Genomic DNA, 25591 nt, shown 5'->3' on the forward strand with positions numbered 1-25591 from the left:
ATTATTATAGGGGTCCCCAGGCCAACAATAGTGCAACCTTTCCCATTTCGACCTGCCGCACCGGAATGCGGTTCGTGGCCCCCGGCGCCCTATTGGTGCTCAGCCGAAGGTGTAGTGCACCTCGACGATGCCCGGATCCTCGGGATAGTCGGTCTGGGTGAAGCCCAAATCGCGGCACATCTGCAGCATGGTGACGTTCTCGCGCAGCACCTCGCCATAAACCTCGCGGATGCCGCGGCTGCGGGCATAGTCCAGGATGCGGGTCATCAGGAGGTAGCCCAGGCCCTTGCCCTTCATGTCGCTGCGCACCAGCACGGCGTATTCCGCCTTCTCGTTGTCCGGATCGGCGGTGATGCGCACCGTGCCGAAAATGGCCTCATCCCCCGGATGCAGGTTCGACCCCTCGGCCGGCGGCGGGTTGGGGTCGGGGGCGATGGCGACCAGCGCCATCTCGCGGTCATAGTCGATCTGGGTCAGGCGGGCGGCCATGGCGCGCGACAGGCGGCGCATGGGCGCGAAGAAACGCAGGCGGATGTCCTCAATGGCGGTGCGCGCGATCATGTCGTGGATCAGCGGCTCATCCTCCGGCCGGATGGGCCGGATCAGGAAATCGCGCCCGTCGTGGATGGTGACGTGCTGCTCCAGCCGCTTCGGGTACGCCCGGATGGCCAGGCGCGCCGCCCCCGGTTCCGGCGCCGGCACCACCCGGATACGGGCGTCCAGCGCCATCACCCCGCCCGGCCCCGCGTACAGCGGGTTGATGTCCAGCTCGGCGATTTCCGGGAAATCGATGACCAGCTGCGACACCTTGTTCAGGGTCAGGGCGATGGCCGTCAGATCGGCGGGCGGCCGGTGGCGATAGCCGCGCAGCAGCTTGTGGACGCGGGTGCGGGCCATCACGTCGCGCGCCAGGTTCATGTTCAGCGGCGGCAGGGCCAGGGCCTGGTCCTCCAGCACCTCCACGTCCGTGCCGCCCTGGCCGAACAGCAGCACGGGCCCGAACAGCGGGTCGTCGGTCATGCCTACGATCAATTCCACCGCGTCCGGCATATAGGCCATCTGCTGCACGGTGAAGCCGTCGATGCGGGCGCCGGGGGCGGCGGTGCGGATGCGGGCCAGCATGGCCTCCGCCTCCAGCCGCACCTCATCGGGCGCCAGGTTCAGGGCGACGCCGCCCAGGTCGGATTTGTGGGTGATGTCGTGCGACAGGATCTTCAGCGCGACACGGCCGGCGGTGCCGGCCCGCCGGCCGGTGGCCCCCACCGGTCCGGCCACGCGCCGTGCCGCCTCCTCCGCCTCTTCCGGCGTGGCGGCGATGACGGTTTCCACCACCGGGATGCCATAGGCGCGCAGCACCTTCTTGGCCTCATACTCCGACAGCCATGCACGGCCGTCGGCCAGCGCCTGGTCGATGGGCCCCCGCGCCGCGGCACCGTCATAGACGAACTGGTCGGGCACGGTGGACGGCACCTCCATCAACTGGTCCTGGTTGCGGCGATAACGCACCAGGTGCATGAAGGCGCGGATGGCCTCGTCCGGGGTCTGGTAGCTGGGGATGCGGTTGGCGGCGAACAGGCGCCGCGCCTCCACCGCCGCCCCCTCCCCCAGCCAGTTGGCCAGCACGGGGAAACGCTTGCCGCGCAGGGTTTCGATGACGGCGCGCGCCGCCTCGCCGCTGTCGGCCACGGCGGTGGGGCAGTTCATCACCAGCACGGCGTCGCAGCCCTGTTCCTCGATCAGCACGGCCAGGGCGTCGGCGTAGCGTTTGCCCGGCGCGTCGCCCAGGATGTCGATGGGGTTGCCGTGGCTCCAGGTCGCGGGCAGCACGGCGTCCAGCTTGGCGATGGTCTCCGGCGACAGCTGGGCCAGGCGGCCGCCCTGCTCGATCAGGCTGTCGGTGGCCAGCACGCCCATGCCGCCGCCGTTGGTCAGGATGGCCAGGCGGTCGCCCCGGATCTGCACGCCGGTGGCCAGCGTCTCCACCGCGTCGAACAGTTCGCTCAGTTCGCCCACGCGCAGCATGCCGGCGCGGCGGAAGGCGGCGTCATAGATGGCGTCCGCCCCGACCAGCGCCCCGGTGTGCGACGATGCCGCCCGCGCCGCCTCGTCCGACCGGCCGGCCTTGATGACGATCACCGGCTTGGACCGCGCCGCAGCGCGCGCCGCCGACATGAACTTGCGGGCATGCGCGATGGTCTCGACATACAGCAGGATGGCGCGGGTGTGCGCGTCCTGGGCCATGAAGTCCAGCAGGTCGCCGAAATCCACGTCGGCCATGCCGCCCAGCGACACCAGGTGGGAAAAGCCGATGCCGCGCGGCGTCGCCCAATCAACCACCGAGGTGACGACGGCGCTGCTCTGCGCCAGCAGGGCGATATCGCCCTTCAGGGGTGCGACGTGGACGAAACTGGCGTTCAGCCCGTTGCCCGGCACCATCACGCCCAGGCAGTTGGGGCCCACCACGCGCAGCAGGTGGGGCTTGGCGGCGTCCAGCACCTGCTGCTGCAGGGCCCGGCCGGCCTCCCCCATCTCCGCGAAGCCGGAGGTGATGACGACGGCGGCCTTGGTGCCGCGCTCGCCCAACTGGCGGATCAGGTCGGGCACGGTGGCCGGCGGGGCGCAGATGACCGCCAGGTCGGGCACCACCGGCAGGGCCGCCACGTCCGGGTATGTCAGCACGCCCTCGATCGACCGCTCGTGCGGGTTGACCGGCATGATGGGCCCGTCGAAGCCGCCGCTGAACAGGTTGCGGGCCAGCACCGCCCCCACCGATTGCGGCCGGCGGCTGGCCCCGATCAGGGCGATGGACGACGGCTTGAACAGGTGGTTCAGGTTGCGGATGGTCACTTAGGCCCTCCCTCTGTCCTCAGCCGTTCTGCGGCCTGCGGACGATAGCAGCACCAGGCGGCACCACCATGACATGTCTCAAGCTTTTCCCAAGGGTAGCCGTATCGGCGGGCCAGACCAAGGCCGGGGCGGTACCCCTTGCGGCGGGTGGTGTTCCGACACCGCCCGTGTCCCACAAAAACAAAGCCGCCGGAATTGCTTCCGGCGGCTCGCTTTCAACGGGACGGCAAGGGGATCAGCCCTTGGCCTTCTCGGCGTCGTGGCGCGCCATGGCTTCGCTGATCATCTTGGCGGCTTCGTCGGCGTCGCCCCAGCGGACGATGCGCACCCACTTGCCCTTTTCCAGGTCCTTGTAGTGCTCGAAGAAGTGGGCGATCTGCTCCACCAGGATCTCCGGCAGGTCCTTGTAGCTGCTGACGTTGGTGTAGAAGCTGTGCAGCTTGTCCACCGGCACGGCCAGGATTTTCTCATCCATGCCGGCCTCGTCCTCCATCAGCAGCACGCCGATGGGGCGCGAGCGCAGCACCACGCCCGGCACCACCGGGATATTGCTGACCACCAGCACGTCGGCCGGATCACCGTCGCCGGACAGGGTGTGGGGCACGAAGCCGTAGTTGGCCGGGTAGTACATGGCGGTGTGCAGGAAGCGGTCGACGTAGATGGCGCCCGAATCCTTGTCCACCTCGTACTTCACCGGCTGGCCGCCCTGCGGGATCTCGATGACGACGTTGATGTCCCACGGGGCGTTCTTGCCGACCGGGATCTTGCTCATGTCCATGGAAATTGCCTTTGTCGCGACAATGGGAAAATGGGTTTCGGGGCCATGGCGTGCAGGCCCCGGCGCGGGCGCAGTCTATGCGAGTGCACCTGCGAAAAAAAGTCGGCAAAGGATCAGCGGCCCCATGCGTTTTGGCGCCGCCGACCCTTGCCCTCGTCAGACGTTCGCCACCAGCTGGCGCAGGTCGGCCTGCGACCGGGCGCCGAAATGGCTGATGATCTCAGCGGCACAGAGGGCGCCCATGGCGCCGCAGGCCGCCAGGTCGCGGCCGGTGGTGTAGCCGTGCAGGAAGCCCGAGGCGAACAGGTCGCCCGCACCGGTGGTGTCCACCACCTTGGCCACCGGGGCGGCCGGGACGGTCACCACCTGGTCCTGCATCACGATGACCGCACCCTTCTCGCTGCGGGTCAGGGCCGCCACGGCCACCTGGCCGCGCACCGCCTGCACCGCCTGGTCGAAGTCGGTGCCGTACAGGGCCGTGATCTCCGCCTCATTGGCGAACAGCACGTCGACATGACCGGCCACCAGATCGCGGAAGCTGTCCAGGTGGCGGTTGACGCAGAAGGCGTCCGACAATGACAGCGACACTTGGCGCCCGGCGGCATGGGCGGCCGATGCCGCCTTCAGGAAGGCCTGCTTGGCGGCCGGCGGGTCCCACAGATAGCCTTCCATGTAGGTCACCTGGGCGCTGGCGATCAGGGCCTCATCGATGTCCTCGGGCGTCAGCTTCACAGCGGCACCCAGATAGGTGTTCATGGTGCGCGCCGCATCCGGCGTCACCAGGATCAGGCAGCGACCGGTGGAGGTGCCGTCGGTCAGCGCCGTGGTGACGAAGCGCGAACCCACGGCCTCGATATCATGGCGGTAGACCCGGCCCAACTGGTCGTCGGCGACCTTGCCGATGAAGGCGCCCCGGCCGCCCAGCATGGCAATGCCCGACATGGTGTTGCCGGCCGAACCGCCCGACATCTCCATGCCGGCACCCATCTTGGCGTACAGGGCCTCGGCCTCATCGGTGTCGATCAGCCGCATGCTGTTCTTGTCCAGGCGGTTCTCGCCCAGGAAAGCATCCGTCGTCTGCGTGATCACGTCGACGATCGCGTTGCCGATCCCCACCACATCCAATTGCGCCGTCACTCAAAACCTCCGGGTCGGCAAAGAAAAGTTGGGCGCAGTATAAGGATGGGCGCGCTTGCGGCAAGCGCGGGGGCATACTACCTACGATGCTGATGATCCGCGCCCTGTTCCGCACCCTTGCCCAAGCCACTGATCCCGCCCTGCTGCGGGTGCTGGCGCGTTCCTTCGTGCTGACCCTGCTGCTGTTCGTGATGCTGGGCGTCGGCGTCTCCTGGGGGCTGGACCGCCTGCATCCCACCGGCAACCGCTGGATCGATCCCCTGGTCACCGTGGCCGGCGCCTTGGGCGTGGTGGCGCTGGCCTGGTACTTTTTCCTGGTGGTGGTGGCCGCCGTGGCCGGCATGCTGCTGGAAAGCGTGGCGCGCGTGGTGGAGCGGCGCTGGTACCCGGCCCTGCCGCCGCCGCGCGACGTCGGCGTCAGGGAAGAGGTGGGCACGTCCGCCCGATTCCTGGCGCTGCTGGTCCTGGTCGATACCGCCGTGCTGCCCCTGTGGCTTATCCCGCCGGTGGGGGCCGTCGTCTATCCCTTGGTGAACGGTTTTCTCTTGGGCCGGCAGTATTTCGACCAGGTGGCGGCGCGCCGTTTGCCGCCCGATCAGGCCCGGATACTCCGTGCGCGATATAAAGGCCGAATTTTTTGCGCCGGCCTCATTATTGCCTTTATTTCCTTGCTGCCTGTTGTGAATCTGTTCGCGCCGGTCCTGGCGACGGTCTTCATGCTCCACCTATTCGGCGGTTTCCTGCCGGCGGGTGGTGCCGGAATGCCGCAGCCGATGCCGCCTGCGCGAACCCATAAGAATAATACCCTTTAACGACCGGCCTTTACTGGCCGCGCGACACGAAGATTTGGGGACAACGCCAATGTTCCGACGCAACCGACCGAACCTGGGCCCCGTTGGCGGCGACCCGGCCAAACCGGCCGACATGCGCACGCTCGCTCCGGTGGTGGAACCCACACCGCCGACACCTGCGGAGCCTACCGTACCGGAGCCCTTAGACAAGGGCCCCTCAGACAAGGGGATCGACATGCAGTTCAAGACGCCGACGTCCGGATCCACGCCGGCACCGACGCCGGGTCAGCCCTCGCTGGGCTTGGCTTCGGGCGGGCTGGGCAATTCCACCCTGGGCGGCAGCGCCGCGCCGACGGCCCCCGCCATTCCGGCCGCACCGGGCACCGCCGCCGGCGGTTTTCGTAGTGACATTCCCCGTCGCGTCGTGGAAATTCCGGGCACGCCGCCGCGGCGTGTGGCCCCCACCGGTACCGAAGGAAACACCGCCTTGCCCACCAACGACATGCGCAAACTGATCGTCGGCCGTGAGATTTCCCTGTCCGGTGAAATCGCCGCCTGCGACATCCTGGTGGTGGAAGGCACGGTTGAGGCCAAGCTGCGCGAGGGCCGGGCCATCGAAGTGACGGACAGCGGCCTGTTCAAGGGCTCGGTCGAGATCGACGAGGCCGACATCGGCGGCCGGTTCGAGGGCGACATCTCCGTGCGCGGCACCCTGCGCGTCCGCTCCACCGGCCGTATCGAGGGCAACATCCGCTACGGCGTGCTGGAAGTGGAACAGGGCGGCCTGCTGGTCGGCAACATCCAGACCCTGAACGGCGGCGACTTCACCTCCCGTCCGGTGAAGGAAGTCGACGCGGTTGTCGAGGCTTGATTAAAAAAGGGCCGGTCCCTCGCGGGATCGGCCTTCTTATTTGTTCCTCAGGCGCCGGCAGGCGCATCCGCGCCTTTGGCTGTCCTCAGTTTTCAGTCCGCTATGCTCCCCGAAAACTTCCGGCGGCCCCGGTCGGGGCCTAGGGACTAAAAAAAGCCGTACCAGCGGCATGAGACTTTGACTCGTGCCGCTGTAGGACGCGACGGCGTCCGCCGCAGGTTTCCGGGGAGCGGAGTGGACTGGAAACCGAGGACCAGCCAAGCTGACGGATGTCAGCGCCCGGCGTTTGAGGGGGCCTTTGATCGGTCAAGATCAAAGGCCGCACGCATCAGGCGACCGTGGTCTTGGCCTCATAGGCGCACAGGTCGATGACGCTGCACACGGCGCAGTCGGGCTTGCGCGCCTTGCAGATATAGCGGCCGTGCAGGATCAGCCAGTGGTGGGCGTGCAGGCGATAGGCCTTGGGCACCACCTTCACCAACCTGTCCTCCACCGCCTCCACCGTCTTGCCCGGCGCCAGGCCGGTGCGGTTGGACACGCGGAAGATATGGGTATCGACGGCGATGGTGGGCTCACCAAACGCCACGTTCAGCACCACGTTGGCGGTCTTGCGCCCCACGCCCGGCAACTCCTCCAGCTCCTCGCGTCGGCGCGGTACCTCGCCACCGTGCTTGGCCAGCAGGATTTCCGACAGCTTGATGACGTTGGCGGCCTTGGTCTTGTACAGGCCGATGGTCTTCACATGGTCACGCACCGTGGGCTCGCCCAGCGCCACCATGGCGGCCGGGTTGTCCGCGATTTGGAACAGCGCTTTGGTCGCCTTGTTGACGCCCACGTCCGTCGCCTGCGCCGACAGCACCACCGCCACCAGCAGGGTGTAGGCGTTGACGTATTCCAGTTCCGTCTTGGGCTCCGGATCCCGCGCCTGAAGGCGGCGGAAGAATTCCTCGATATCGGCGCGTTTCATGTGTCGTGTTCCTCAGGCGCCGGCAGGGCCGTCCGGCCCTTTGGCTATCCTCGTTTTGCAGTCCGCCTTCGGCTCCCCACAAAACTCCGGCGGCCGCGGTCACGGCCTAGGGGTGCTTTTGCTGGCGTGGATTGCGGCCACGCTTGGGCGGGCAAATCTACGGGTGGGGATGCATGAGGATCAAGCGGCATCCCAGGGTGGTTGGCCGTGGAAGGCCTCGGCCAGGAAATCGATCAGCACCCGCACCTTGGCGCTGACGTGCCGGCGGCTGGGGTAGACCGCCAGGATGTCGATGTCGGGCACGCGATAGTCCGTCATCACCGGCACCAGCCGGCCTGCGCGCAAATCCTGGCCGATCAGGAAGGTGGGCTGCCAGATGATGCCCTGCCCCGCCAAGGCGGCCGCCCGCGCCGTGTCGCCGTTGTTGGTGACCAGGCGGATGGGGATGCGCACCGTTGCGGGCCGGCCGTTCCCGTCCAGCAGCACCCAGTCGTCCGGCACGCCGCTGTAGCTGTAGGCGACGCGGACATGGTCGGCCATGTCCGCCGGCACCCGGGGCATGCCGTGCCGCGCGATATAGTCGGGCGACGCGCACAGCACGTTGCGCGATGTCGCCAGCTTGCGCGCGGCATAGGTGGGTGATCCGCCGCGCGATATGCGGATGCCCAGGTCGAACCCCTCCTCCACCAGGTCCACCACCCGGTCGGTCAGGGACACGTCCAGCGCCACGTCGGGATACAGCGCCATGAAGCGTGGCCACAGGGGCGCCAGGTGCAGGATGCCGAAGCTGAGCGGTGCGTTGACCCGCAGCCGCCCGCGCGGCTTCAGGGCGGTGGCCGACGCCATGGCCTCTGCCTCCGCCACCTCTTCCAGGATGGTCTGCGCCCGTTCGAACAGCGCCTGCCCGGCCTCGGTCAGCGACAGCCGGCGCGAGGTGCGGTTCAGCAGGCGGCTGCCCAGATGGGCCTCAAGCTCACCGACATAACGGGTGACGTTGGCGGGTGAGGTGTTCAGCGCGTCGGCCGCCTTGGCGAAGCCGCCCCGCGCCACCACCGTGGCGAACACCTCGAATGCGCGCAGCTTATCCATGAGGAAACCATTGATCGTTCACAAAAACTGAATGAGCAAACCATTTCCACCCCATCGATACAAGACGGGCCGGCGGATAAACCTTTCCTTGTCACCAGCGCGGACGGCGCGCCGGTTCAAAGCGAAAGACAGGAGATCAAAATGGCTCGTTTACAGGACAAGGTCGCGATCATCACCGGCGCCAGCTCGGGCATCGGCCATGCCACCGCCAAGCTGTTCGCGGCGGAAGGTGCCAAGGTGGTGGTCGGCGCCCGCCGCCAGACGGAGTTGGACAAGCTGGTGGCGGAGATCACCGCCGCCGGCGGCCAGGCCGTGGCATTGGCCGGCGATGTCCGGCATGAGGATTACAACCAGGCGCTGGTGGCGCTGGCGGTGGAACGTTTCGGCCGGCTGGATATCGCCTTCAACAATGCCGGCACCCTGGGTGAGGCCGGTCCCAGCACCGGCGTCAGCGCGGATGGCTGGACCGACACCCTGGCCATCAACCTCACCGGCGCCTTCCTGGGTGCCAAGCACCAGGTGGCCCAGATGGTGAAGGACGGCGGCGGTTCCATCATCTTCACCTCCACCTTCGTCGGCCACACCTTCGCCTTTCCCGGCGTCGCCGCCTATGCCGCCAGCAAGTCCGGCCTGATCGGCCTGACCCAGGCGCTGGCCGCCGAGTTCGGGCCCCAGGGCGTGCGGGTCAACGCCGTGCTGCCGGGTGCTGTTGAGACCGACATGTACCGCGCCGCCAACGACACGGCGGAGAAGCAGGCCTGGCTGAACAACGCCCACGCCCTACGCCGCGCCGGCCAGCCGGATGAACTGGCCCGCTCGGTCCTCTACCTGGCCTCCGACGACGCCAGCTTCGTCACCGGCACCGCGCATCTGGTGGATGGCGGCATCTCCATCACCCGCAGCTGAGCGCGACATAAACGGCATGGGTCAGTGGCCCATGCCGTTGTAGGCCCCGACCGGGGACGCCGGAACGAGCACTGCGGGGTGCCGTGAGGATAGCCAAAGGGCGGATGCCCTGCCGGCGATTGAGGCAACGCACAAAACAGTAGGGCGGCCTTTACCGGATGGTTGGGCCGCCCTACTGTTTTGTCCATGATCGATGATCAGACCCAGCTGCGGCATGTGTTGCTCAGCGTCATCCTGCGGCCCCACCGCAGCCTGTCGCGGCGGGGATTCCGCATCCTCATGATCGGGGTGGCGGCGGTCAGCCTGACGGTGGGCACGGTCTTTTTCCTGCGCGGCGCCTGGCCGGTCATCGGCTTTTGCGGCATCGACGTGCTGGTGGTTTATCTGTTCTTCCGCGCCAGCTACCGTTCCGCCCGCCTGTATGAACGGGTGGAACTGACCGACGACGCCCTGACGGTGGAGCGGGTGGAACCCCGCCGCCCGTCGCGCACCTGGTCCTTCATCCCCTACTGGTTACGCGTCCATATGGATGAGCCGGCGCAACACGACAGCCAGGTGGTGTTGAGCAGCCATGGCAAGCGGCTGACGGTGGGCAGTTTCCTGCCCATGGAGGAAAGGGTGCAGGTGGCCCACACACTCAGCGATGCGCTCGCCCGCCAGCGCCGGCTCGGGCCGCTTTAAGTAGGCAGCCAGCCATGGAACCGGTACCAGGCGATGGTATCGGTGATCGTCTCCTCCACCGGTCGCAAGGTCAGGCCCAGTTCCCGCTCGCTCTTGGTCGGGTCGAAGCGGGTGCGGTCGGCCTCCCGCGCCATCAGGCGCACCGTCGCCAGGCTCAGCAGCACGGGTTTGCCGGTCAGCCGGGCGTACACCTCCTGCAACCCCGCCAGCAGGTACAGGACGGGCATGGGCAGGGCCCGCGTTGGCGTGACGACGTTTGCCAGGCGGCCGATCAACGGGATCAGCGTCGCCATGGTCATGTGACGGCCGGCGGCCAGATAGCGTTCCCCCCGCCGGCCCCGTTGCGCCGCCGCGATATGCGCCGCCGCCACGTCGCGGGCATCGACGACGGAAAAGCTGCCGGGCACCAGGCCGGGCAGTTTGCCGCGCACCGTGTCCAGGGCCACCTGGCCCGCCGACGTGGGGCCGATGTCGCCCGGTCCCCACATCCACCCCGGCAGGACGAAGGTGGCGCACAGGTCGGGATGGCGGTCCGCGAAGGCGCGCACCGCCTGGTCGGCCAGGATTTTGCTGCGGTAATAATCGTCGGCGTCCGCCGGGTCACGTTCCGCCCCCTCATCGATCAGGGCGCCCGGCGGCCCGTTCAGCGCCGCGATGGATGAGGTCTGGACGAAACGGCGGACACCGGCGGCATAGGCGGCGGTGACCAGGGCGGCGGTGCCGTCGACGTTGACGCGCTTCAGTTCCGGCCAATGACGACCACCCTTATAGCTGTCGCGGAAAAACGCCGCGGTGTGGAAGACGACGTCGCAGCCGGTCAACGCCGGTGCCCAGGCGGCGATATCGCCCAGGTCGCCCACCACGACCTCCACCGTTTCCTTATCCGGCAGGTCGGCGAATTGGCGCGCGGCCTTGTCGGCGGAGCGGACCAGGGCCCGGACCCGCACCCCGCGCGCCAGCAGCGCCCGTACCAGATTGTTGCCCAGAAGGCCGGTGGCGCCGGTGACGAAGGCGGTTCGCAGGATCATGGTCGAAAGCTCATTGGTAATTCAGATATCAATTGAATTTTGGAATATGGATGTTGAATTTCAAATTTCAACTGATATCTCTAACCGCATGACGCAGGAACGTCCCCACCCGCGATTGACCCGCGAGGAAAGCCAGGCGCAGACGCGTGAGCGTCTGGTGCAGGCGGCCCGCCGTTTGTTCGCGCGCCAGGGTTACGGCGGCGCCTCCATCCGCGACATCGCGCAGGAGGCCGGTTATTCCCAGGGCGCCTTCTATTCGAACTTCGCCAGCAAGGAGGCGGTGCTGCTGGAACTGCTGCGCCGCCATATGGGGGAAGAGGTGGCACACCTGACCGCCGCCCTCGACCCGGCGGGCAATGGGGGGGATGATGGCGGGACGGACGATCCCCTGGCCGGTATCCGGCGCTGGTCCGAAACCCTGAACGCGGATGCGGACTGGTCGATGCTGGCCATCGAACTGCAACTCAACGCCCGCCGCAGCCCCGCCTTCGCGGCGGACTACGCGGCGGTGTGCGACGGCCATCGCGCGGCCCTGGGGCGTCTGATCGGCCAGCTGTTCGTTCGCCTGGGTCGCGTTCCCCCGGCACCGCCCGATGATCTGGCGGCCGCCTTCATGGCGCTGGCCCAGGGCCTGGCGCTGCACAACCCCGGGGGTGGTCCGCACCCCGCCGGCCGCATGATCCTGGTATTCCTGCGGGGGCTGATCGCCGACGCGGCACCGGCTTAGCTGCCGTCTCCCATCAGGCTTTCCAGCCAGCGCAGGGCGGGCGATCGTTCGCCCTGCCGTTGGCTTTCCGTGCGGGCGATGGCGGCGAACAGGCGGCGCTTCAGGCGGGCGCCGTCCACGCCCGGCGGATGGCCGGCGGCGTCCAGCACCAGGTCCACCAGCCGGTCGGCGGCGTGCAGCCGGCCCATCAGATAGTCGCTCTCGCGGTGGCTGCGGCTGAAAAAGGCGCCGAAATGGTTGATCTCCCGCCCCTTCAGGGGGATGGCGCCGCCCATGGCCTGGCAATAGCGGGCGTCGTCCGGGCTGATGCGGTCCACCCGCACCTCATCCAGGTCGTCCAGTTCGCGCCAGCCGCTGATGGAAAAGGTCAGCACGTCCCAGAAGGCGAAGCCGACATAGGCGACGAACAGTTCCCGCCGCGCGGCGATGCCCAGCATGTTCAGGCCCATCAGGGCGAAGATCTCATCCACCTGCCGGTTGACGGCGTCCAGGTCCATGCGCCGCGCCAGGTCCCACATCACCCGGTCCACCACCGCCGGGTCCGGCGCCCGGCCCATGGCCAGCGGTTCCACGAAGGGGATGGCGATGGCCTCGCGCTCATCGGCACTCAGGAAGGCGCCGGTCTCATAGACACGCAGCCGGTCCAGGCAGTCGTACAGGGTGGCCTTGATCTCATCCAGGTCGCGGGCGGACACGCCGGCGAACGCCGGTTCCTCCAGCCGGGAATACAGCTCATTCAGGGCGCGGATGACGAACCGCAGGCGCCGGCCACGGAATCCGACATCGAAGGCCAGCAGGAAGCGCACCCAGGAGGGGGCAGGTTCGGGGGCCTCGCCATGGCCCCGGTTCTCCAGGGTCCAGTTGGTCACCTGGTCCGGCGTGACATCGGTGGACCGCGCCCAGGCGTGCACGGCCTCCGTCGCCTGGCGGCAGGCCGCCGTGCCCGGCTGGTAACCACAACCCACCGACACCAGCCGCCCCATGGCGTCCAGGACGGAGGTGAGCTTCAGGCGCACATACGCCTCATAGGCGAATCCCGCCTCCGCCGCGGCGCGGCCGTTGGCGATTTCCCGCCAGTCGTGGATCTGGGCGTAGGTCAGTTCCGGCGGCGGCTCGCCCCCCACCACCTCATGCACCAGGCGGGTGATGCCGGGCCGGGCGGCGTCGATGACGGACCGCAGCTGGCGCACCCGCGCGTTGTTGCGGTCGATGGCCACCAGTTCGTCGCGTATCGGCTCATTGCGGGGGATGTCGGACAGGGCGCCTTTCAGGGTGCGGAAAAAGCCCGGCGTTTCCGCCCGGGCCACGCGCTTCAGGTGCGCCGGGTCGGGGTCGATGTAGATCAGGCGCCGATCGACCTCGCGATAGGCCGGCCGGCCGGAAATGGCGCGCAGGGCCTCGGCGAAGGGCTTGTTGTTCAGCACGCTGCCGTCGATGAAGCTGATGCGCGCCGGGTCCACGCCGGCCGACAGATAGCGGCCGAAGTTGCGGTTCAGGAACCGTTCCCGTTCCGGCCACGTCTGCCCCCGCCGGGCCAGCAGGCCGTCCAGCGCCCGCAAATGTGCGGCCGGAAAGGCGCCGGGGAAGGATGAGGTGGCACGGGCGGCGAACACCAGGCCGGGGACCGCCCCCTCCCCGAAATCCGTGTCCACCTGGCCATTGGGCCAGCGGCGATAGCCGAATTGCAGGACGTGGCGGTGTTCGCGCTCCTCCACCACCGGCGGGTCGTGGGCGGGGATGTGCTGCAGGAAACCGTGGAAGTCGGTGACGGTGACGAACAGGGACAGCGACTGCCCCGCCGGCAGCAATGAGGCGTAGGGGCTGACCGGCCGGCCCATGGCGGTGCCGGCGTCCAGCAGCATCTCCATCAGGCGCAAGCCGTCGAACGGCGGCTTGAACCAGCGCGAGCGCACGAACATCGACAGCTTCCAGCGCATCTCGTCATCCGGTGCCAGGCGCATCAGCTTGCCCAGGCCATAGGCCAGGAAAGGCTTCAGAAACCACTTGCTCCACTTGGTCGCCCGGCCGTCCTCCACCATCAGGTTGGTGACGTCCGCCCCCTCCAGCCACAGGTCGGTCAGGGCGTCCAAATCCAGGTCATGGGCCAGCGCGCGGGCCAGCAGCACGCCGTTGATGCCACCGGCCGATGATCCGGCGATGACGTCGATGACGAAACGCAAATCGATATGGGCGCCCACCTCCTGCAGCAGGGTGACGTAGACCTCTTCGGTGTCCACGGTGTGGCCGGCGTCCAGGCCGGCGCCGCTGCTGTAGCCGATGCGCCGGGCCAGATCGTCCTGCAGCGCCTGATAGCTGCCGCCGGCGCGCAGTTGGGCATCATGGGTGCCGTGGAACACGCGGGATGCGCGGGCGAGTTTCAGCAGTTCCTTGGTGACGCCGTGCATGTAGACGGCCAGCGACACCCCGCCGTAGCAGACCAACGCGATGCGTAGTTCTTTTTCTTTCACGGGCGGCGGCCTTGATTGCTCCCACCCCGACTGTGGCGCCGGGAATGGGGCGGGGTCAATGGCTTAGGTCTTCGGTCGCGCGGCCCGGTTGCGGGCGATGGTGGTGACCAGCACGCCGCCGCCGATCAGCAGCGTGGCCGCGATCTCCGCCATGGTGGGCACCTCCCCCAGCATCACGGTACCCAGGCCCAGGGTCGCCACCGGGATCAGGGCCGGCAGGGCGGCGGCCCCGGTGGCGCCCAGCAGCACCACGGCGCGGTTGAAGGCCGCCAGGCCCACCAGGGTGGTGAAACAGCCCTGGTAGAAGGCCTGCAAGGCCACCTGGTGCCAGGACACGTGACTGACATTCTGCGGCAGGGCCAGCAGGTACAGCGGCAGGTAGATTACGGCCGAACCCACCGCGACGATGGCGGTGGCGTGCAGCGGCCCCACCCCGCTGCGCCGCAGGACGATGACATAGACCGCCCACAGGAAGGCCCCGCCCAGGAACAGCGCGTGGCCCAATGCGGCGCCCTCGCCAGCACCGGCGAACAGGCTGGGCCCGCCGATCAGCAGGCTGCCGCCCAGGATCAGCCCGATGCCCGCCCAGCCGGCTTTCGGCAGGCGCTCACGCAGGAAAAGGGCGCTCAAGATCGCGGTCATGGCCGCCATGGGGCCGGGGGTCAGTGCCGCGGCATGGGATGCCGGGGCGTAGCGCGCGCCGGCCGCCAGCATCAGGGCGTAGGGCGCCCCCGACCCCGCCACCAGCAGGACCAGGCCGCCCCAGCCCAACCGGTCGAAGGCCAGGCCACGACGGACCAGCACCGGCACCATCAGCGCGCCGGCCGTCAGATAGCGCAGCGCCACCAGGTCATAGGCGTTCAGGCCGGCCTTCACGCCCATGCGGGTCATGACGAAGGACCCCGCCCACACCACCACCGCCAGCAGGCCCCACAGCGCCCCGCGCAGGGCGGGGTGGGTGCGGTGGGTCAGGGCGGCGATCTCGGCGGCGTCGCTCACGGTGCTTACAGGCCCAGCACGTCGCGCATGCTGTAGAGGCCAGGCTGCCTGGCGCCCGCCCAGACGGCGGCGCGCACCGCCCCCCGGGCGAAGATGGCGCGGCTGCCGGCCTTGTGGGTCAGCTCTATGCGCTCGCCCTCGGCCGCGAAGATGACGGTGTGGTCGCCCACCACGTCGCCGCCGCGCAGGGTGGCGAAACCGATGTGCCCCGTCTCGCGGGCACCGGTGTGGCCGTCGCGCACCCGGTCGGACACGGCGGCCAGATCCACGCCCCGGCCGGAGGCTGCGGCGCGGCCCAGGCCCAGGGCGGTGCCGGAGGGGGCATCCACCTTGTGGCGGTGGTGCATCTCCACGATCTCGATATCCCAGACGTCGGGGCCCAGGGTGCGGGACACATCCTCCACCAGGGCCAGCAGCAGGTTGACGCCCAGGCTCATGTTGGGCGCCTGCACCAGGGCCGCCTTGGCGGCCGCCGTGTCGATGGCGGCCTGTTGCTCTGCCGTCAGGCCGGTGGTGCCGATCACCAGGGCGGTGCCGTGGCGGGCCGCCAGGTCGGCATGCAGGGGGGTGGCGGCGGGGGTGGTGAAGTCGATGATGGCGTCGCTGGCGGCGAACAGGGCCTCGGCATCGTCGGTGGCGGTGACGCCGGCGGGGTCCAGCCCGGCCAGGACGCCCAGGTCGGCGCCCAAATGCGGGTTGCCCGGCCGCACCGTGCCGCCCGACAGCGTGGCGCCCGGCGTGCCCAGCACCTCCCGCATCAGCATGCGGCCCATCCGGCCGCCGCAGCCCACGATCCCGATCCGCATGTCCCCGCCCTCACCTGCCAAATTCCGGTGAGGGCGGTCTTAGCACAGCTCAGCCGCCCAGGCAGCCCGCCAAAGCCCGCGCGTTGCCGCGCATCAAGGTGGCGTAAAGCTCAGGGCCGGCGGGCAACAGGGCGCCCTCCGGATCCAGCACGCCGCGCTTGGCCCGGGTCCCGTCCACCAGGACGGCGACCAGCGACGACTCGAACTGCGGCTCGGCGAAGACGCAGGCCGCACCGGAGGCCTGGACGCGGGCGCGCAGCTGGCTCAGGCGCGCCGCCCCCGGCCGCACCTCCGGGTTCAGGGTGATGGCGCCGACACCGTCCAATTGATAACGCGCCTCCAGGTAATGGAAGGCATCGTGGAAGACGACGAAGGGCTTGCCCGCCACCGGCGCCAGCAGGGCGCCGATCTCCGCGTCCAGCGCGTCCAGGCTACGCAGCAAGGCTGCCAGGTTGTCGCGGTAACGGGTGGCATCGGCAGGGTCTTGGGCGATCAGGGCGTCGGCCATCGCCACCGCCATGGCCTTGGCGTTGCTGGGGTCCAGCCAGGCGTGGCCGTCGATCTGGGTGTCGGGCGTGCCGGCCGCCGCCGCCGTCAGATGGGCATGGTCATCGTCCGCCCACACGCCGGCGGTGCGCAGGGCCAGGGGGCGCAGGCCCGGCGCCTGGATCAAGGTGACGACGTGGGCGCCCTTGGCCAGGGTCTGCAACGGCTTCACCAGGAAGGGCTCCAGGGTCGGGCCCATCCAGAACACGATGTCGGCGTGGGACAGGGCGTCGGCGTCCGACGGCTTCAGGCTGAAGCTGTGCGGGCTGGCCGTGCCGTCCACCAGCAGGCGCGGCTGCCCCACCCCCTGCATCAGCGCCGCCACCAGGGAATGCACCGGCTTCACGCTGGCCACCACATGGGGCGCATCCGCCCGCGACGGGACGGCGAGGCTAAGCCACAGCAGGGCGGCGACCGAAAACAGGCGTAGAAGGGACATGGGAATGGGTACCAACAGCGAAGGAAAAGCCGGGTCTGGCCAAGTCGCCACCCCATGCAATGTTATACTATAACATTTGTCAAGTCGGTTCGGATGCCGTTGTCGGTGACAGATGATCTGACCGATCCGAGTAGCACATGATCTGACCGATCTTAGAAGCCTTCGAAGTGAGGTTTTGATGGGTCGGGCCAGAGTGCTATCGGAGGTCCGCGCGATGCGGTTCGACGAGGTTATGGGCCGGCTTACGGCTGGCCGTTTGTCTTGTGAAGAGGCGGCGGACGTTCTTGGGATATCGGCGAGCACGTTTTACCGATGGCGTCGGCGTTACGAGGCCGGCGGGATTGAAGGGCTTGCGGACGGCCGGTTGGGCCGGGTGTCGGCGCGACGCGCTCCGGTGGACGAGGTGATGCGTGTTCTTGAGTTGTTCGAGACGCGGTACTTCGACTTCACGGTCCAGCATTTCCACGAGCAACTGGCTGGGCACGGGATTTCCCGTAGCTACAGCTGGACGAAGGCTCGGCTGCAGGAGGCCGGCCATGTGGCGCGAGCCAGGAAGCGCGGGGCGCATCGTCGCCGGCGTCCGCGCAAGGCGATGGTGGGGATGATGCTGCACCAGGACGGCTCCCGGCATGAGTGGGTGCCGGGACAGTGGTGGGATTTGATCGTGACCCTGGATGACGCCAGCAGCGAGACGTATTCGGCCTTCTTCGTGGCGGAGGAAGGCACGGTGAGCAGCCTGCGCGGCATCCGGGAGGTCATCGAGCGGCATGGGCTGTTCTGCTCGCTCTACGCCGACCGGGGCTCGCACTACTGGGTGACGACGACGGCCGGCAAGGTGGACAAGGACAACCCCACCCAGGTGAAGCGGGCGTTGGACCGGACCAACTCGGCATCGAGTTGATCGCGGCCTACTCGCCCGAGGCCCGGGGGCGTTCGGAGCGGATGTTCTCCACCCTTCAGGGTCGTTTGCCCCAGGAACTGCGCCTGGCTGGCATCACCGACATGGAGGCCGCCAACCGCTTCCTGGCCGAAATATTCCTGCCGGCCCATAATCGGCGCTTCAGGACGCCACCGGCCGAATTGGGTTCCGCCTTCGTCCCCTGCGGCGGCGTGAACCTGGCGGATATCCTCTGCGTCCAGGAGGAGCGCACCGTGGGTAACGACAACACCGTCCGCTACGGCGGGCGTATTCTCCAGATCCCCCAGGATCGGCACCGCAACCACTACGTCAAATGCAAGGTCAGGGTCCACGAATACACCGACGGCACCCTGGCCGTCTTCCACGGGCCCCGACGGCTCGCGGCCTATCAACGCGATGGGACACCCCTTCCGGACCAGACACAGGCCGTTGCGTGACACCGCTCGACGCACGCCGCCCTGGGTGGGGCATGCCCCACCCAGGGCCGAAACTGAGCGGTCAATTGATGTGCTACATACGGCGGTCATCTCTATTTGCTACCGACAGTCGGTTCGGATGCCGTAAAGCCGGGGGGCGCGCATACCCGTGCCGCAGGCCGCAATGCTAAGGAAGGCCCCATGCCGGTGCCCGGACAGTCCCCAGAAGTGCGATCGGACCCCGTTCTGATCAAGACCGCCGGCCTGACGGTGCGGTTCGGCCGGCGCGCGGTGCTGCAATCGGTGGACCTGTCGGTGTCGGCCGGTGAGGTCGTGACCCTGGTCGGGCCCAACGGTGCCGGCAAGTCCACCCTGCTGCGCGCCGTGCTGGGCCTGCAAAAGCCCAGCGGCGGCACCGTCTGGCGCCGGCCGGACCTGCGTATCGGCTATTTGCCCCAGCGCCTGACGGTGGACTGGACCCTGCCGCTGACGGTGCGGCGCCTGCTGTCCCTCTGGGGGCCCGTGACGCCCCAGGCCGTGGCCGACACACTGGCGGAGGTGGGGGCGGCCGCCTTGGCCGACGCCGCCGTGCAGTCCCTGTCGGGCGGGGAGCTTCAGCGCGTGCTGCTGGCCCGTGCCCTGTTGCGCCGGCCCGACCTGCTGGTGCTGGACGAACCGGCGCAGGCGGTGGACGTGGCGGGCCAGGCGACGCTCTACGCCCTGATCGACGCCATCCGCTATCGCCACGGCTGCGGCGTGCTGATGGTCAGCCATGACCTCAGCTACGCCATATCCGGCACCGACCGGCTGGTGTGCCTGAACGGCCATGTCTGTTGCGCCGGCCGGCCGGAGGATGTGCGCCGCCATCCTGATTTCCAGGCGCTGTTCGGCATCGACCCGCTGGCCATGCCCGCCTGGCTGGCGGCCGCCGGGCCGCACAGCCATGCCGACGCCACCCCGCCCGGCTGCCAGCATGCACATGATCATAAAGGCCCCACCCATGGATGATTTCCTGCTGCGCGCGCTGGCCGGCGGTGTCGGCGTCGCCCTGGTGGCGGGGCCCCTGGGCTGCTTCGTCGTCTGGCGGCGCATGGCCTATTTCGGTGACACCCTGTCGCACGCCGCCCTGCTGGGCATCGCCCTGGGCTTCATCGCCGGCATCAACCTGATGGCGGCGGTGGCGCTGGTGGGCCTGGTGCTGGCGGGCCTGCTGGTGCTGATGCAGCGGCAGCGCAAGCTGGCCACCGACACCCTGCTGGGCCTGCTCAGCCACACCACGCTCAGCCTGGGCCTGATCGTGGTGGCGCTGCTGCAGACGGTGCGGGTGGACCTCATGTCCTATCTGTTCGGCGACATCCTGTCGGTCAGCACGGCTGACCTCGCCTGGATCTGGGGCGGCGGCCTGGTGGTGCTGGCCGTGCTGGCCTGGCTGTGGCGGCCCCTGCTGGCCATGACGGTCAGCGAGGATCTGGCGCGGGTCGAGGGCGTGCCCGTGCTGGCGACCCAGGTGGCCTTCATGATGCTGATGGCGGCCACCATCGCGCTGGCGATGAAGGTGGTGGGCGTGCTGCTGATCACCGCCCTGCTGATCATCCCCGCCGCCTGCGCCCGCCGATTCGCGCGCACGCCGGAAATCATGGCCGCCCTGGCGGCGCTGGTTGGGGTGCTGGCGGTGGGCGGTGGGCTGGGCGCTTCCTTCCGGGCGGATTTGCCGGCGGGGCCGGCGGTGGTGGTGGCCGCCGCCGCCTTGTTCCTGATCGCCCAGGTTTTTCCCCGGCGCGCCCTGGGCTGATCCACTCTTTGGTGGTGGTGCTTAAAGCTTTTGTCGCGTGTTTCACTAAATTTTAAGGATAATTTTTCTTCCGCCGCCGTGTCTTTCGGGTCACAATCCAATTAACGTTGCGTGAACCGACGCCCCACGAATGTGGGGCAGACATGACGATGGAGCATGGATTGGATCGGTTCCCCCCTGCCGGCGCGCCGGCCGGCCAAACGCAGGTTCCGGGTCAAATGACCCAGGGGCTTCCCACCGGGGACCTGCGCCGCGACACCGACCACTCGGCCGCCAGCCGGGTCGCCCGGTTGGCTTGGTTCGAACTGGCCGCCGCCGCCACCCGACGATCCCTGGCCGAAGAACAGGTCCCCGTGGACCTGGAACTGGAAATGAATCGCGGCGGGCCGCGTTAAGGGCGGCTTACGACCCCGACGCCTGCGCCGGTGCCGTGAAACTGGTTGGGGCGGGGTCGACCACCGTCACGCCGGTCTTGGTCACCTCCAGCACCGACAGTCCGCGTTCCACCTGGCCGGTGGGCAGCAGGCGGAAGACGCCGTCGATGCCGGCGAAGCCGTCGGGGTTGGTCAGGTTCTCACGCACATAGGCCTTGTGCGCCTTGGCCAGCACGGCGGCCAGCGCCGTCGCGTCATAGGCCAGGGTGGCCAGGCGCTGCGGCCGTTCCCCGTAGACGTCGCTGAACCGCTTCTCAAAGCCCTGGCGGGCATCGGGTGCGGCGCTGGCGTACCAGCCGCCGACCAGCGCCGGCTCCCGCCCGATGCCGGGCTCATCCCACTGGCCGGTGCCCAGGAAACGCACCGGGCCGGGGTCGATGTCGAAGAAGGGCAGCAGCGGCGCCACCTCGCGCAGGCGCTGTCCGCCCTCCGCGATCAGGATGGCCTGGAAGGGCAGGTCGTCCGGGCCGGCCCCGGGTGTGGCCGGCGTACCGGCCTTGGCCGCATCGCGCGCCGCTTCCCGCATGGCATGGCGCTGGTCGAAATTGGACAGCCGCTTGATGGTGTCGCTGACGTCCTTCTGATTGGGCTGGTAGCGGGCCACCTTGGCCAGGTCGGCGCCCGCCTTGGACGCCGCGTCGCGCATGGCCTGTTCCACCATGTCGCCGTTGGGGCCCACGGGCGCCAGCAGGGCCAGGTGCGTCAGGCCATGGCCGGCGGCGTAGCTGACCACGCGCGCCACCTGGTCCTGCGGCTGGAAGCCCAGCACCCAGGTGCCGCCGGTGGGCGCGTGCGTGTCGGCCACGGTGGCGTCGTTGGAAAAGCTCAACACCGGCACCGTGCCCGCCACCGGCGCCACCGCCTTGGCGTCCACGCCATAGACCGGGCCGATCAGCAGGCTGGCGCCAGCGGCCAGCGCGTCCTGTGCCGCCGCCACCGACCCTTCCGGCGTGCTCTTGGTGTCGCGGATCAGCAGCTCGAAATGGTCGTCGGCCGCATCGAACAGCGCCATCTGCGCCGCTTCCTGCATGGCCTCGCCCAGGCCGGCGGCCTTGCCGGTCAGGGGCAGCAGCAATGCCACGCGCACCGTGGCGTCGGCCGGCACGGGCGGTGGCGGTGGGGTGGGGGCGGCCTCCGGTTGGGGCTGGGCCGGTTGCGCCTGGGGTTCGGGGGCCGCTTGCGGCGCTTGCGCCTGCGGCGGCGGGACCGCTACCGTGGGCTGGTTGGCGCAGGCCCCCAGCAGGGACAGGCCCAGCAGCGCCGCCGTGGCGGACTTGGCTGCGGTTTTGGCCGGCCCCGATGTCCTGGCATACGTCATAACAATCCCACCCGTTGGTCCCATGAATCCGCAGCATCCGCCGATCGACGATGTCGATGCCGGCGACGACACGTTCGAAGACGCCCCGTTCGACCCGGAGGCAGCCCAAGACGGGGCAGAGCCTAGCGGCACGGCCTCGCCGCGTAAACCGCCGCCTGGGCTGCATGTCGTCGCCACCCCCATCGGCAACGCCGGTGACATCACTCTGCGCGCGCTGGAAACCCTGAAGGGCGTGGACGCCATCGCGTGTGAGGACACCCGCGTCACCGCCCGGCTGATGACGCGCTACCAGGTGCGCAAGCCGCTGCTGGCTTATCACGAACACAACGCGGCGCGCATGCGGCCCCAGTTGCTGGCCCGCATGGCGGCGGGCCAGGCCATCGCCCTGGTGTCGGACGCCGGCACGCCCCTGATCTCCGATCCCGGCTACAAGCTGGTGCGTGAGGCCCGGGAACAGGGCCTGTTCGTCACCCACCTGCCGGGCGCCAGTGCCACCCTGACGGCACTGGTGCTGGCGGGCCTGCCGTCCGATCGCTTCATGTTCATCGGTTTCCTGCCCTCCAAGGCCGGTGCGCGCCGTGCGGCGCTGGAGGAGGTGGCCGGCGTGCGCACCACCCTGGTGCTGTTCGAGTCGGCCCAGCGTCTGGCCGACCTGCTGGCCGATGCCGCCCAGGTGCTGGGCGGGCGCGAGGTGGCGGTGGCGCGCGAACTGACCAAACTGTTCGAGGAGGTGCGGCGCGGCACCCTGCCCGACCTGGCCGCCCATTATGCCGAGGCCGGCCCGCCCAAGGGCGAGGTGGTGGTGGTCATCGGCCCGCCGGTGGCGGCGGGGGAAGAGGCCGTGGACATCGACGGCCTGCTGCGCACGGCCTTGCGCACCTTGAGCATCCGCGACGCCGCCGCCACGGTGGCGGAGGCCAGCGGCGCCCCGCGCAAGCAAATCTACCAGCGGGCGCTGGCGCTTTCCAAGGATGACGGGGCCAAGGACGGGACGGGGGATGACCAGGGCTGACCGGCTGGCCGACAAGACGCTGAAGGGCCGATCGGGCGAACGGCTGGGCCGCTGGGCGGAGGCCTGGTGCCGGCTGGCCCTGCGGCTCAAGGGCTATCAGGTGCTGGCCAGCCGCTGCCGCACCCCGGCGGGGGAGATCGATATCGTGGCATTGCGCGGCGACCTGCTGGCCATCGTCGAGGTGAAGGCCCGCGCCACCGAGATGGCGGGCCATCTGGCGGTGACGCAGGCGCAATGGCGGCGGCTGGAACGGGCCGCCGGCCTGTTCGTCGCCGCCCGTCCGCGCCTGGCCCGCCACGCGGTGCGCTTCGACCTGATGATCGTCCAGCCCCGCCGCTGGCCCCGCCATCTGCCGGACGCCTGGCGGATTCAGCCTTGAGAAATCCTGAACCTGCCCGCCCCCCTCTGGACACCCGGCCCGGCGATGGGCTATGTCCCGAAAATCCGTTGCCGGAGGGAGCGTTTTCCCCGTGAACAGCCCAGGTCCCCGAAACACCAAGGCCGATACCCAGGCCAGGGAACTGCTGCGCGCCATCGGCCAGATGCCGGACGACCGCATCGACCTGGCGGAGGCCGCGTTGGCCCTGGCGGTCCTGTCGGGTGCTGAGGGCGCCTTGCGCCCTTATCGCCGCCACTTGGCCGACGTGGCCGCCACCGTCGCCCGCCGCGCGGGTGGTGCCGCCCCCGCCGACCTCACCCTGGCCGATTGCCTGGACGCCCTGCGCGGCACCCTGGTGGACGAACTGGGATATGAAGGCGACACCGCGACCTATGAGGACCCGCAGAATGCCAACCTGGCGCAGGTGATCGACCGGCGCCTGGGCCTGCCGGTGACCTTGGGCATCCTCTACATCCACGCCGCCCGCGCCCAGGGCTGGGACATGGTGGGCCTGGCCTTCCCCGGCCATTTCCTCATCCGCCTGGATCATGGCGGCGACCGCGCCATCCTGGACCCCTTCGGCGCCGGCCGCACGCTCAGCGTCGTGGACCTGCGCGACCTGATCAAGCAGACATCCGGGGCGGCGGCCGAACTGCTGCCCGAACACTACGCCCCGGTGGGCAACCGCGACGTCCTGCTGCGCCTGCATAACAATGTGAAGATGCTGCATATGCGCGCCGACCGGGCCGACCAGGCGGCGGCGGCGGTGGAGGCCATGCTGCTGTTCGCGCCCGACCAGATGGCGTTGTGGCGCGAGGCCGGCTTGTTGCAGGCCCAGCTCGGCCACATATCCACGGCCATCCAGGCGTTTGAGACCTTCATGGATCTGGGCACCCGCGCCGGCGCCCCGCCCCAACTGCTGCACCAGACCGCAACCCTGGTGCAGCATCTGCGTAATCGACTGAACTGATACCAGCGGCACGGGACTTTGGCTCGTGCCGCTGTAGGCTGCGACCGCAGCCGCCGGAAGTTTCCGGGGAACGAAGTGGACTGGAAACTGAGGAAGCCCAAGCCGGCGGATGCCGGCGCCCGGCGCCTGAGGGATGGTCTTTGATCGGTTAGGATCAAAGAGCATGTCTGTGACTGAACTGATTGAACTTTAAAGCACCGCCGATAGCGGGGGTGGGGAGATTGAGGATGAGCCTGTCCGTTGCCATTCAGATGGACCCGATGCAGTCCATCAACATCGATACCGACAGCACCTTCATGATGGCGCTGGAGGCGCAGCGGCGGGGGCACACCCTGTACCACTACCTGCCGCAGGACCTGGCCTTCCGCCACAACCGCCTGGTGGCGACCGCCCGGCCGCTGCAGGTGCGGCGCGAACGCGGCAACCACCACACCTTCGGCAGTCCCGAGACGCTGGATCTGGCCAGCGTGGATGTGGTGCTGATGCGCCAGGACCCGCCCTTCGACATGGCCTACATCACGGCCACCCATCTGTTGGAACACATCCATCCCAAGACGCTGGTGGTGAACGACCCGGCCTCCGTCCGCAACGCGCCGGAAAAGCTGTTCGTCACCCACTTTCCCGACCTGATGCCCCCGACGCTGATCACCAGCGCCAAGGACGAGGTGCTGGCCTTCCGCCGCGAATACAAGGATATCATCGTCAAGCCGCTGTTCGGCAACGGCGGCGCCGGTGTCTTCCACGTGAAGCCGGATGACGAGAATCTGGGCGCGCTGCTGGAAACCTTCACCCTGCTGTATCGCGAGCCCATCATCGTGCAGAAGTACCTGCCGGAGATCCGCCAGGGCGACAAACGCATCCTGCTGGTGGATGGCGAGCCGGTGGGCGCCGTCAGCCGCCTGCCCCAGGACGGTGAGGCCCGCGCCAACTTCCACGCCGGCGGCAGTGCGGCCAAGACCGACCTGACCCAGCGTGAACGCGAGATCTGCGCCGCCATCGGCGGGGTGCTGCGCGACAAGGGCCTGGTGTTCGTGGGCATCGACGTCATCGGCGATTACCTCACCGAGATCAACGTCACCAGCCCCACCGGCATCCAGGAGATCAACCGCCTGAACGGCGGCGCCATCGAGGCCACCCTGTGGGACGCCATCGAACGTAGATTCAGCGCTTCTCGCTGATTTTTCCTGTTCCCTGCGGGCGGGTGCGGGTCTGGAAAGGCAGTTCGGATCCGGGCGGCAGCGGCATGCCGTCCGGCGTTTGAGATGCACAAA

General features: G+C 68.7%; 25 protein-coding genes. 14 read left to right on the forward strand and 11 right to left on the reverse strand.

The genetic code is table 11. The annotated features are described in order from the left end of the window. Positions 1-99: 99 nt before the first annotated feature. The 3 genes from PW843_21080 to PW843_21090 form a co-directional block, all read right to left on the reverse strand. Positions 100-2847 carry a bifunctional acetate--CoA ligase family protein/GNAT family N-acetyltransferase gene (locus tag PW843_21080; GenBank protein MDE1149068.1) on the reverse strand — a complete coding sequence of 916 codons (2748 nt, stop codon included), beginning with the start codon at positions 2845-2847 and terminating at the stop codon, positions 100-102. A gap of 235 nt (positions 2848-3082) precedes the next feature. Then, the gene (ppa, locus tag PW843_21085; GenBank protein ID MDE1149069.1) at positions 3083-3625 is read right to left on the reverse strand and encodes an inorganic diphosphatase; all 543 of its coding nucleotides are present in this window, start codon (positions 3623-3625) and stop codon (positions 3083-3085) included. Positions 3626-3781: 156 nt separating this feature from the next. Further along, entirely contained in the window at positions 3782-4762 is a 981-nt protein-coding gene (locus PW843_21090) for an adenosine kinase (GenBank protein MDE1149070.1), read from the reverse strand. Positions 4763-4848: 86 nt separating this feature from the next. Between PW843_21090 and PW843_21095 the strand changes: the two genes are divergently transcribed. Together PW843_21095 and PW843_21100 are read left to right on the forward strand one after the other, a co-directional pair. Continuing rightward, entirely contained in the window at positions 4849-5574 is a 726-nt protein-coding gene (locus PW843_21095) for an EI24 domain-containing protein (GenBank protein MDE1149071.1), read from the forward strand. A gap of 214 nt (positions 5575-5788) precedes the next feature. Continuing rightward, a complete protein-coding gene (locus tag PW843_21100; GenBank protein MDE1149072.1) occupies positions 5789-6424 on the forward strand; it encodes a polymer-forming cytoskeletal protein in 636 nt (211 codons plus the stop codon). Positions 6425-6752: 328 nt separating this feature from the next. On the opposite strand, the gene nth is transcribed toward PW843_21100, so the two are convergent. Both nth and PW843_21110 read right to left on the reverse strand, forming a co-directional pair. Then, positions 6753-7391: an endonuclease III gene (gene nth, locus PW843_21105; protein MDE1149073.1), complete on the reverse strand. Its 639-nt coding sequence runs from the start codon at positions 7389-7391 to the stop codon at positions 6753-6755. A gap of 180 nt (positions 7392-7571) precedes the next feature. Beyond that, positions 7572-8480 (reverse strand): LysR family transcriptional regulator, encoded by a 909-nt coding sequence (locus PW843_21110; protein MDE1149074.1) that lies wholly within the window; start codon positions 8478-8480, stop codon positions 7572-7574. Between the two features lie 141 nt (positions 8481-8621). Between PW843_21110 and PW843_21115 the strand changes: the two genes are divergently transcribed. Together PW843_21115 and PW843_21120 are read left to right on the forward strand one after the other, a co-directional pair. Then, positions 8622-9386 carry an SDR family oxidoreductase gene (locus tag PW843_21115; protein MDE1149075.1) on the forward strand — a complete coding sequence of 255 codons (765 nt, stop codon included), beginning with the start codon at positions 8622-8624 and terminating at the stop codon, positions 9384-9386. A 186-nt stretch (positions 9387-9572) separates the two neighbouring features. Continuing rightward, positions 9573-10067, forward strand: coding sequence for a DUF2244 domain-containing protein (locus PW843_21120; protein MDE1149076.1), 495 nt, complete (start codon positions 9573-9575; stop codon positions 10065-10067). Here PW843_21120 and PW843_21125 read toward each other — a convergent pair. Further along, a complete protein-coding gene (locus tag PW843_21125; protein MDE1149077.1) occupies positions 10064-11095 on the reverse strand; it encodes an SDR family oxidoreductase in 1032 nt (343 codons plus the stop codon). The two genes, PW843_21120 and PW843_21125, sit on opposite strands and share 4 nt — an antisense overlap. An 88-nt stretch (positions 11096-11183) precedes the next feature. Here PW843_21125 and PW843_21130 point away from each other — a divergent pair, with 88 nt between their 5' ends. Continuing rightward, positions 11184-11822 (forward strand): helix-turn-helix domain containing protein, encoded by a 639-nt coding sequence (locus PW843_21130; protein ID MDE1149078.1) that lies wholly within the window; start codon positions 11184-11186, stop codon positions 11820-11822. Here PW843_21130 and PW843_21135 read toward each other — a convergent pair. The 4 genes from PW843_21135 to PW843_21150 form a co-directional block, all read right to left on the reverse strand. After that, the gene (locus PW843_21135; GenBank protein ID MDE1149079.1) at positions 11819-14290 is read right to left on the reverse strand and encodes a patatin-like protein; all 2472 of its coding nucleotides are present in this window, start codon (positions 14288-14290) and stop codon (positions 11819-11821) included. The genes PW843_21130 and PW843_21135 overlap by 4 nt on opposite strands. 63 nt (positions 14291-14353) lie before the next feature. Further along, positions 14354-15289 (reverse strand): DMT family transporter, encoded by a 936-nt coding sequence (locus tag PW843_21140; protein MDE1149080.1) that lies wholly within the window; start codon positions 15287-15289, stop codon positions 14354-14356. Between the two features lie 5 nt (positions 15290-15294). Further along, positions 15295-16095, reverse strand: coding sequence for a 4-hydroxy-tetrahydrodipicolinate reductase (gene dapB / locus PW843_21145; GenBank protein MDE1149081.1), 801 nt, complete (start codon positions 16093-16095; stop codon positions 15295-15297). A 49-nt stretch (positions 16096-16144) separates the two neighbouring features. Then, a complete protein-coding gene (locus PW843_21150) occupies positions 16145-17080 on the reverse strand; it encodes a zinc ABC transporter substrate-binding protein (protein ID MDE1149082.1) in 936 nt (311 codons plus the stop codon). Between the two features lie 406 nt (positions 17081-17486). Here PW843_21150 and PW843_21155 point away from each other — a divergent pair, with 406 nt between their 5' ends. From PW843_21155 to PW843_21175, 5 genes are all read left to right on the forward strand, one after another. Continuing rightward, complete coding sequence (locus PW843_21155; GenBank protein ID MDE1149083.1) at positions 17487-17981, forward strand: hypothetical protein; 495 nt, start codon at positions 17487-17489, stop codon at positions 17979-17981. A gap of 41 nt (positions 17982-18022) precedes the next feature. Then, positions 18023-18436 (forward strand): hypothetical protein, encoded by a 414-nt coding sequence (locus PW843_21160; protein ID MDE1149084.1) that lies wholly within the window; start codon positions 18023-18025, stop codon positions 18434-18436. 180 nt (positions 18437-18616) lie between these two features. Continuing rightward, positions 18617-19423, forward strand: coding sequence for a metal ABC transporter ATP-binding protein (locus tag PW843_21165; GenBank protein MDE1149085.1), 807 nt, complete (start codon positions 18617-18619; stop codon positions 19421-19423). Continuing rightward, positions 19416-20207 carry a zinc ABC transporter permease subunit ZnuB gene (gene znuB / locus PW843_21170; GenBank protein MDE1149086.1) on the forward strand — a complete coding sequence of 264 codons (792 nt, stop codon included), beginning with the start codon at positions 19416-19418 and terminating at the stop codon, positions 20205-20207. Before PW843_21165 ends, znuB begins: the two co-directional genes overlap by 8 nt. A gap of 218 nt (positions 20208-20425) precedes the next feature. Continuing rightward, positions 20426-20602 (forward strand): hypothetical protein, encoded by a 177-nt coding sequence (locus PW843_21175; GenBank protein MDE1149087.1) that lies wholly within the window; start codon positions 20426-20428, stop codon positions 20600-20602. Between the two features lie 7 nt (positions 20603-20609). Here PW843_21175 and PW843_21180 read toward each other — a convergent pair whose 3' ends face one another. Then, entirely contained in the window at positions 20610-21959 is a 1350-nt protein-coding gene (locus PW843_21180; GenBank protein ID MDE1149088.1) for a penicillin-binding protein activator, read from the reverse strand. Between the two features lie 22 nt (positions 21960-21981). On the opposite strand from PW843_21180, the gene rsmI reads away from it, so the two are divergent. The 4 genes from rsmI to gshB all read left to right on the forward strand — a co-directional run bounded on the left by rsmI (position 21982) and on the right by gshB (position 25498). After that, positions 21982-22971 (forward strand): 16S rRNA (cytidine(1402)-2'-O)-methyltransferase, encoded by a 990-nt coding sequence (gene rsmI, locus PW843_21185; GenBank protein MDE1149089.1) that lies wholly within the window; start codon positions 21982-21984, stop codon positions 22969-22971. Then, on the forward strand, positions 22958-23350 hold the full coding sequence (locus tag PW843_21190) for a YraN family protein (GenBank protein ID MDE1149090.1): 393 nt from the start codon (positions 22958-22960) through the stop codon (positions 23348-23350). The genes rsmI and PW843_21190 overlap by 14 nt, the downstream gene beginning before the upstream one ends. A 91-nt stretch (positions 23351-23441) precedes the next feature. Then, entirely contained in the window at positions 23442-24320 is an 879-nt protein-coding gene (locus tag PW843_21195; protein ID MDE1149091.1) for a transglutaminase-like domain-containing protein, read from the forward strand. A 227-nt stretch (positions 24321-24547) separates the two neighbouring features. After that, complete coding sequence (gshB, locus tag PW843_21200; protein ID MDE1149092.1) at positions 24548-25498, forward strand: glutathione synthase; 951 nt, start codon at positions 24548-24550, stop codon at positions 25496-25498. The last annotated feature ends 93 nt before the right edge of the window (positions 25499-25591 follow it).

Source organism: Azospirillaceae bacterium, from assembly GCA_028283825.1.
GTDB lineage: Bacteria > Pseudomonadota > Alphaproteobacteria > Azospirillales > Azospirillaceae > Nitrospirillum.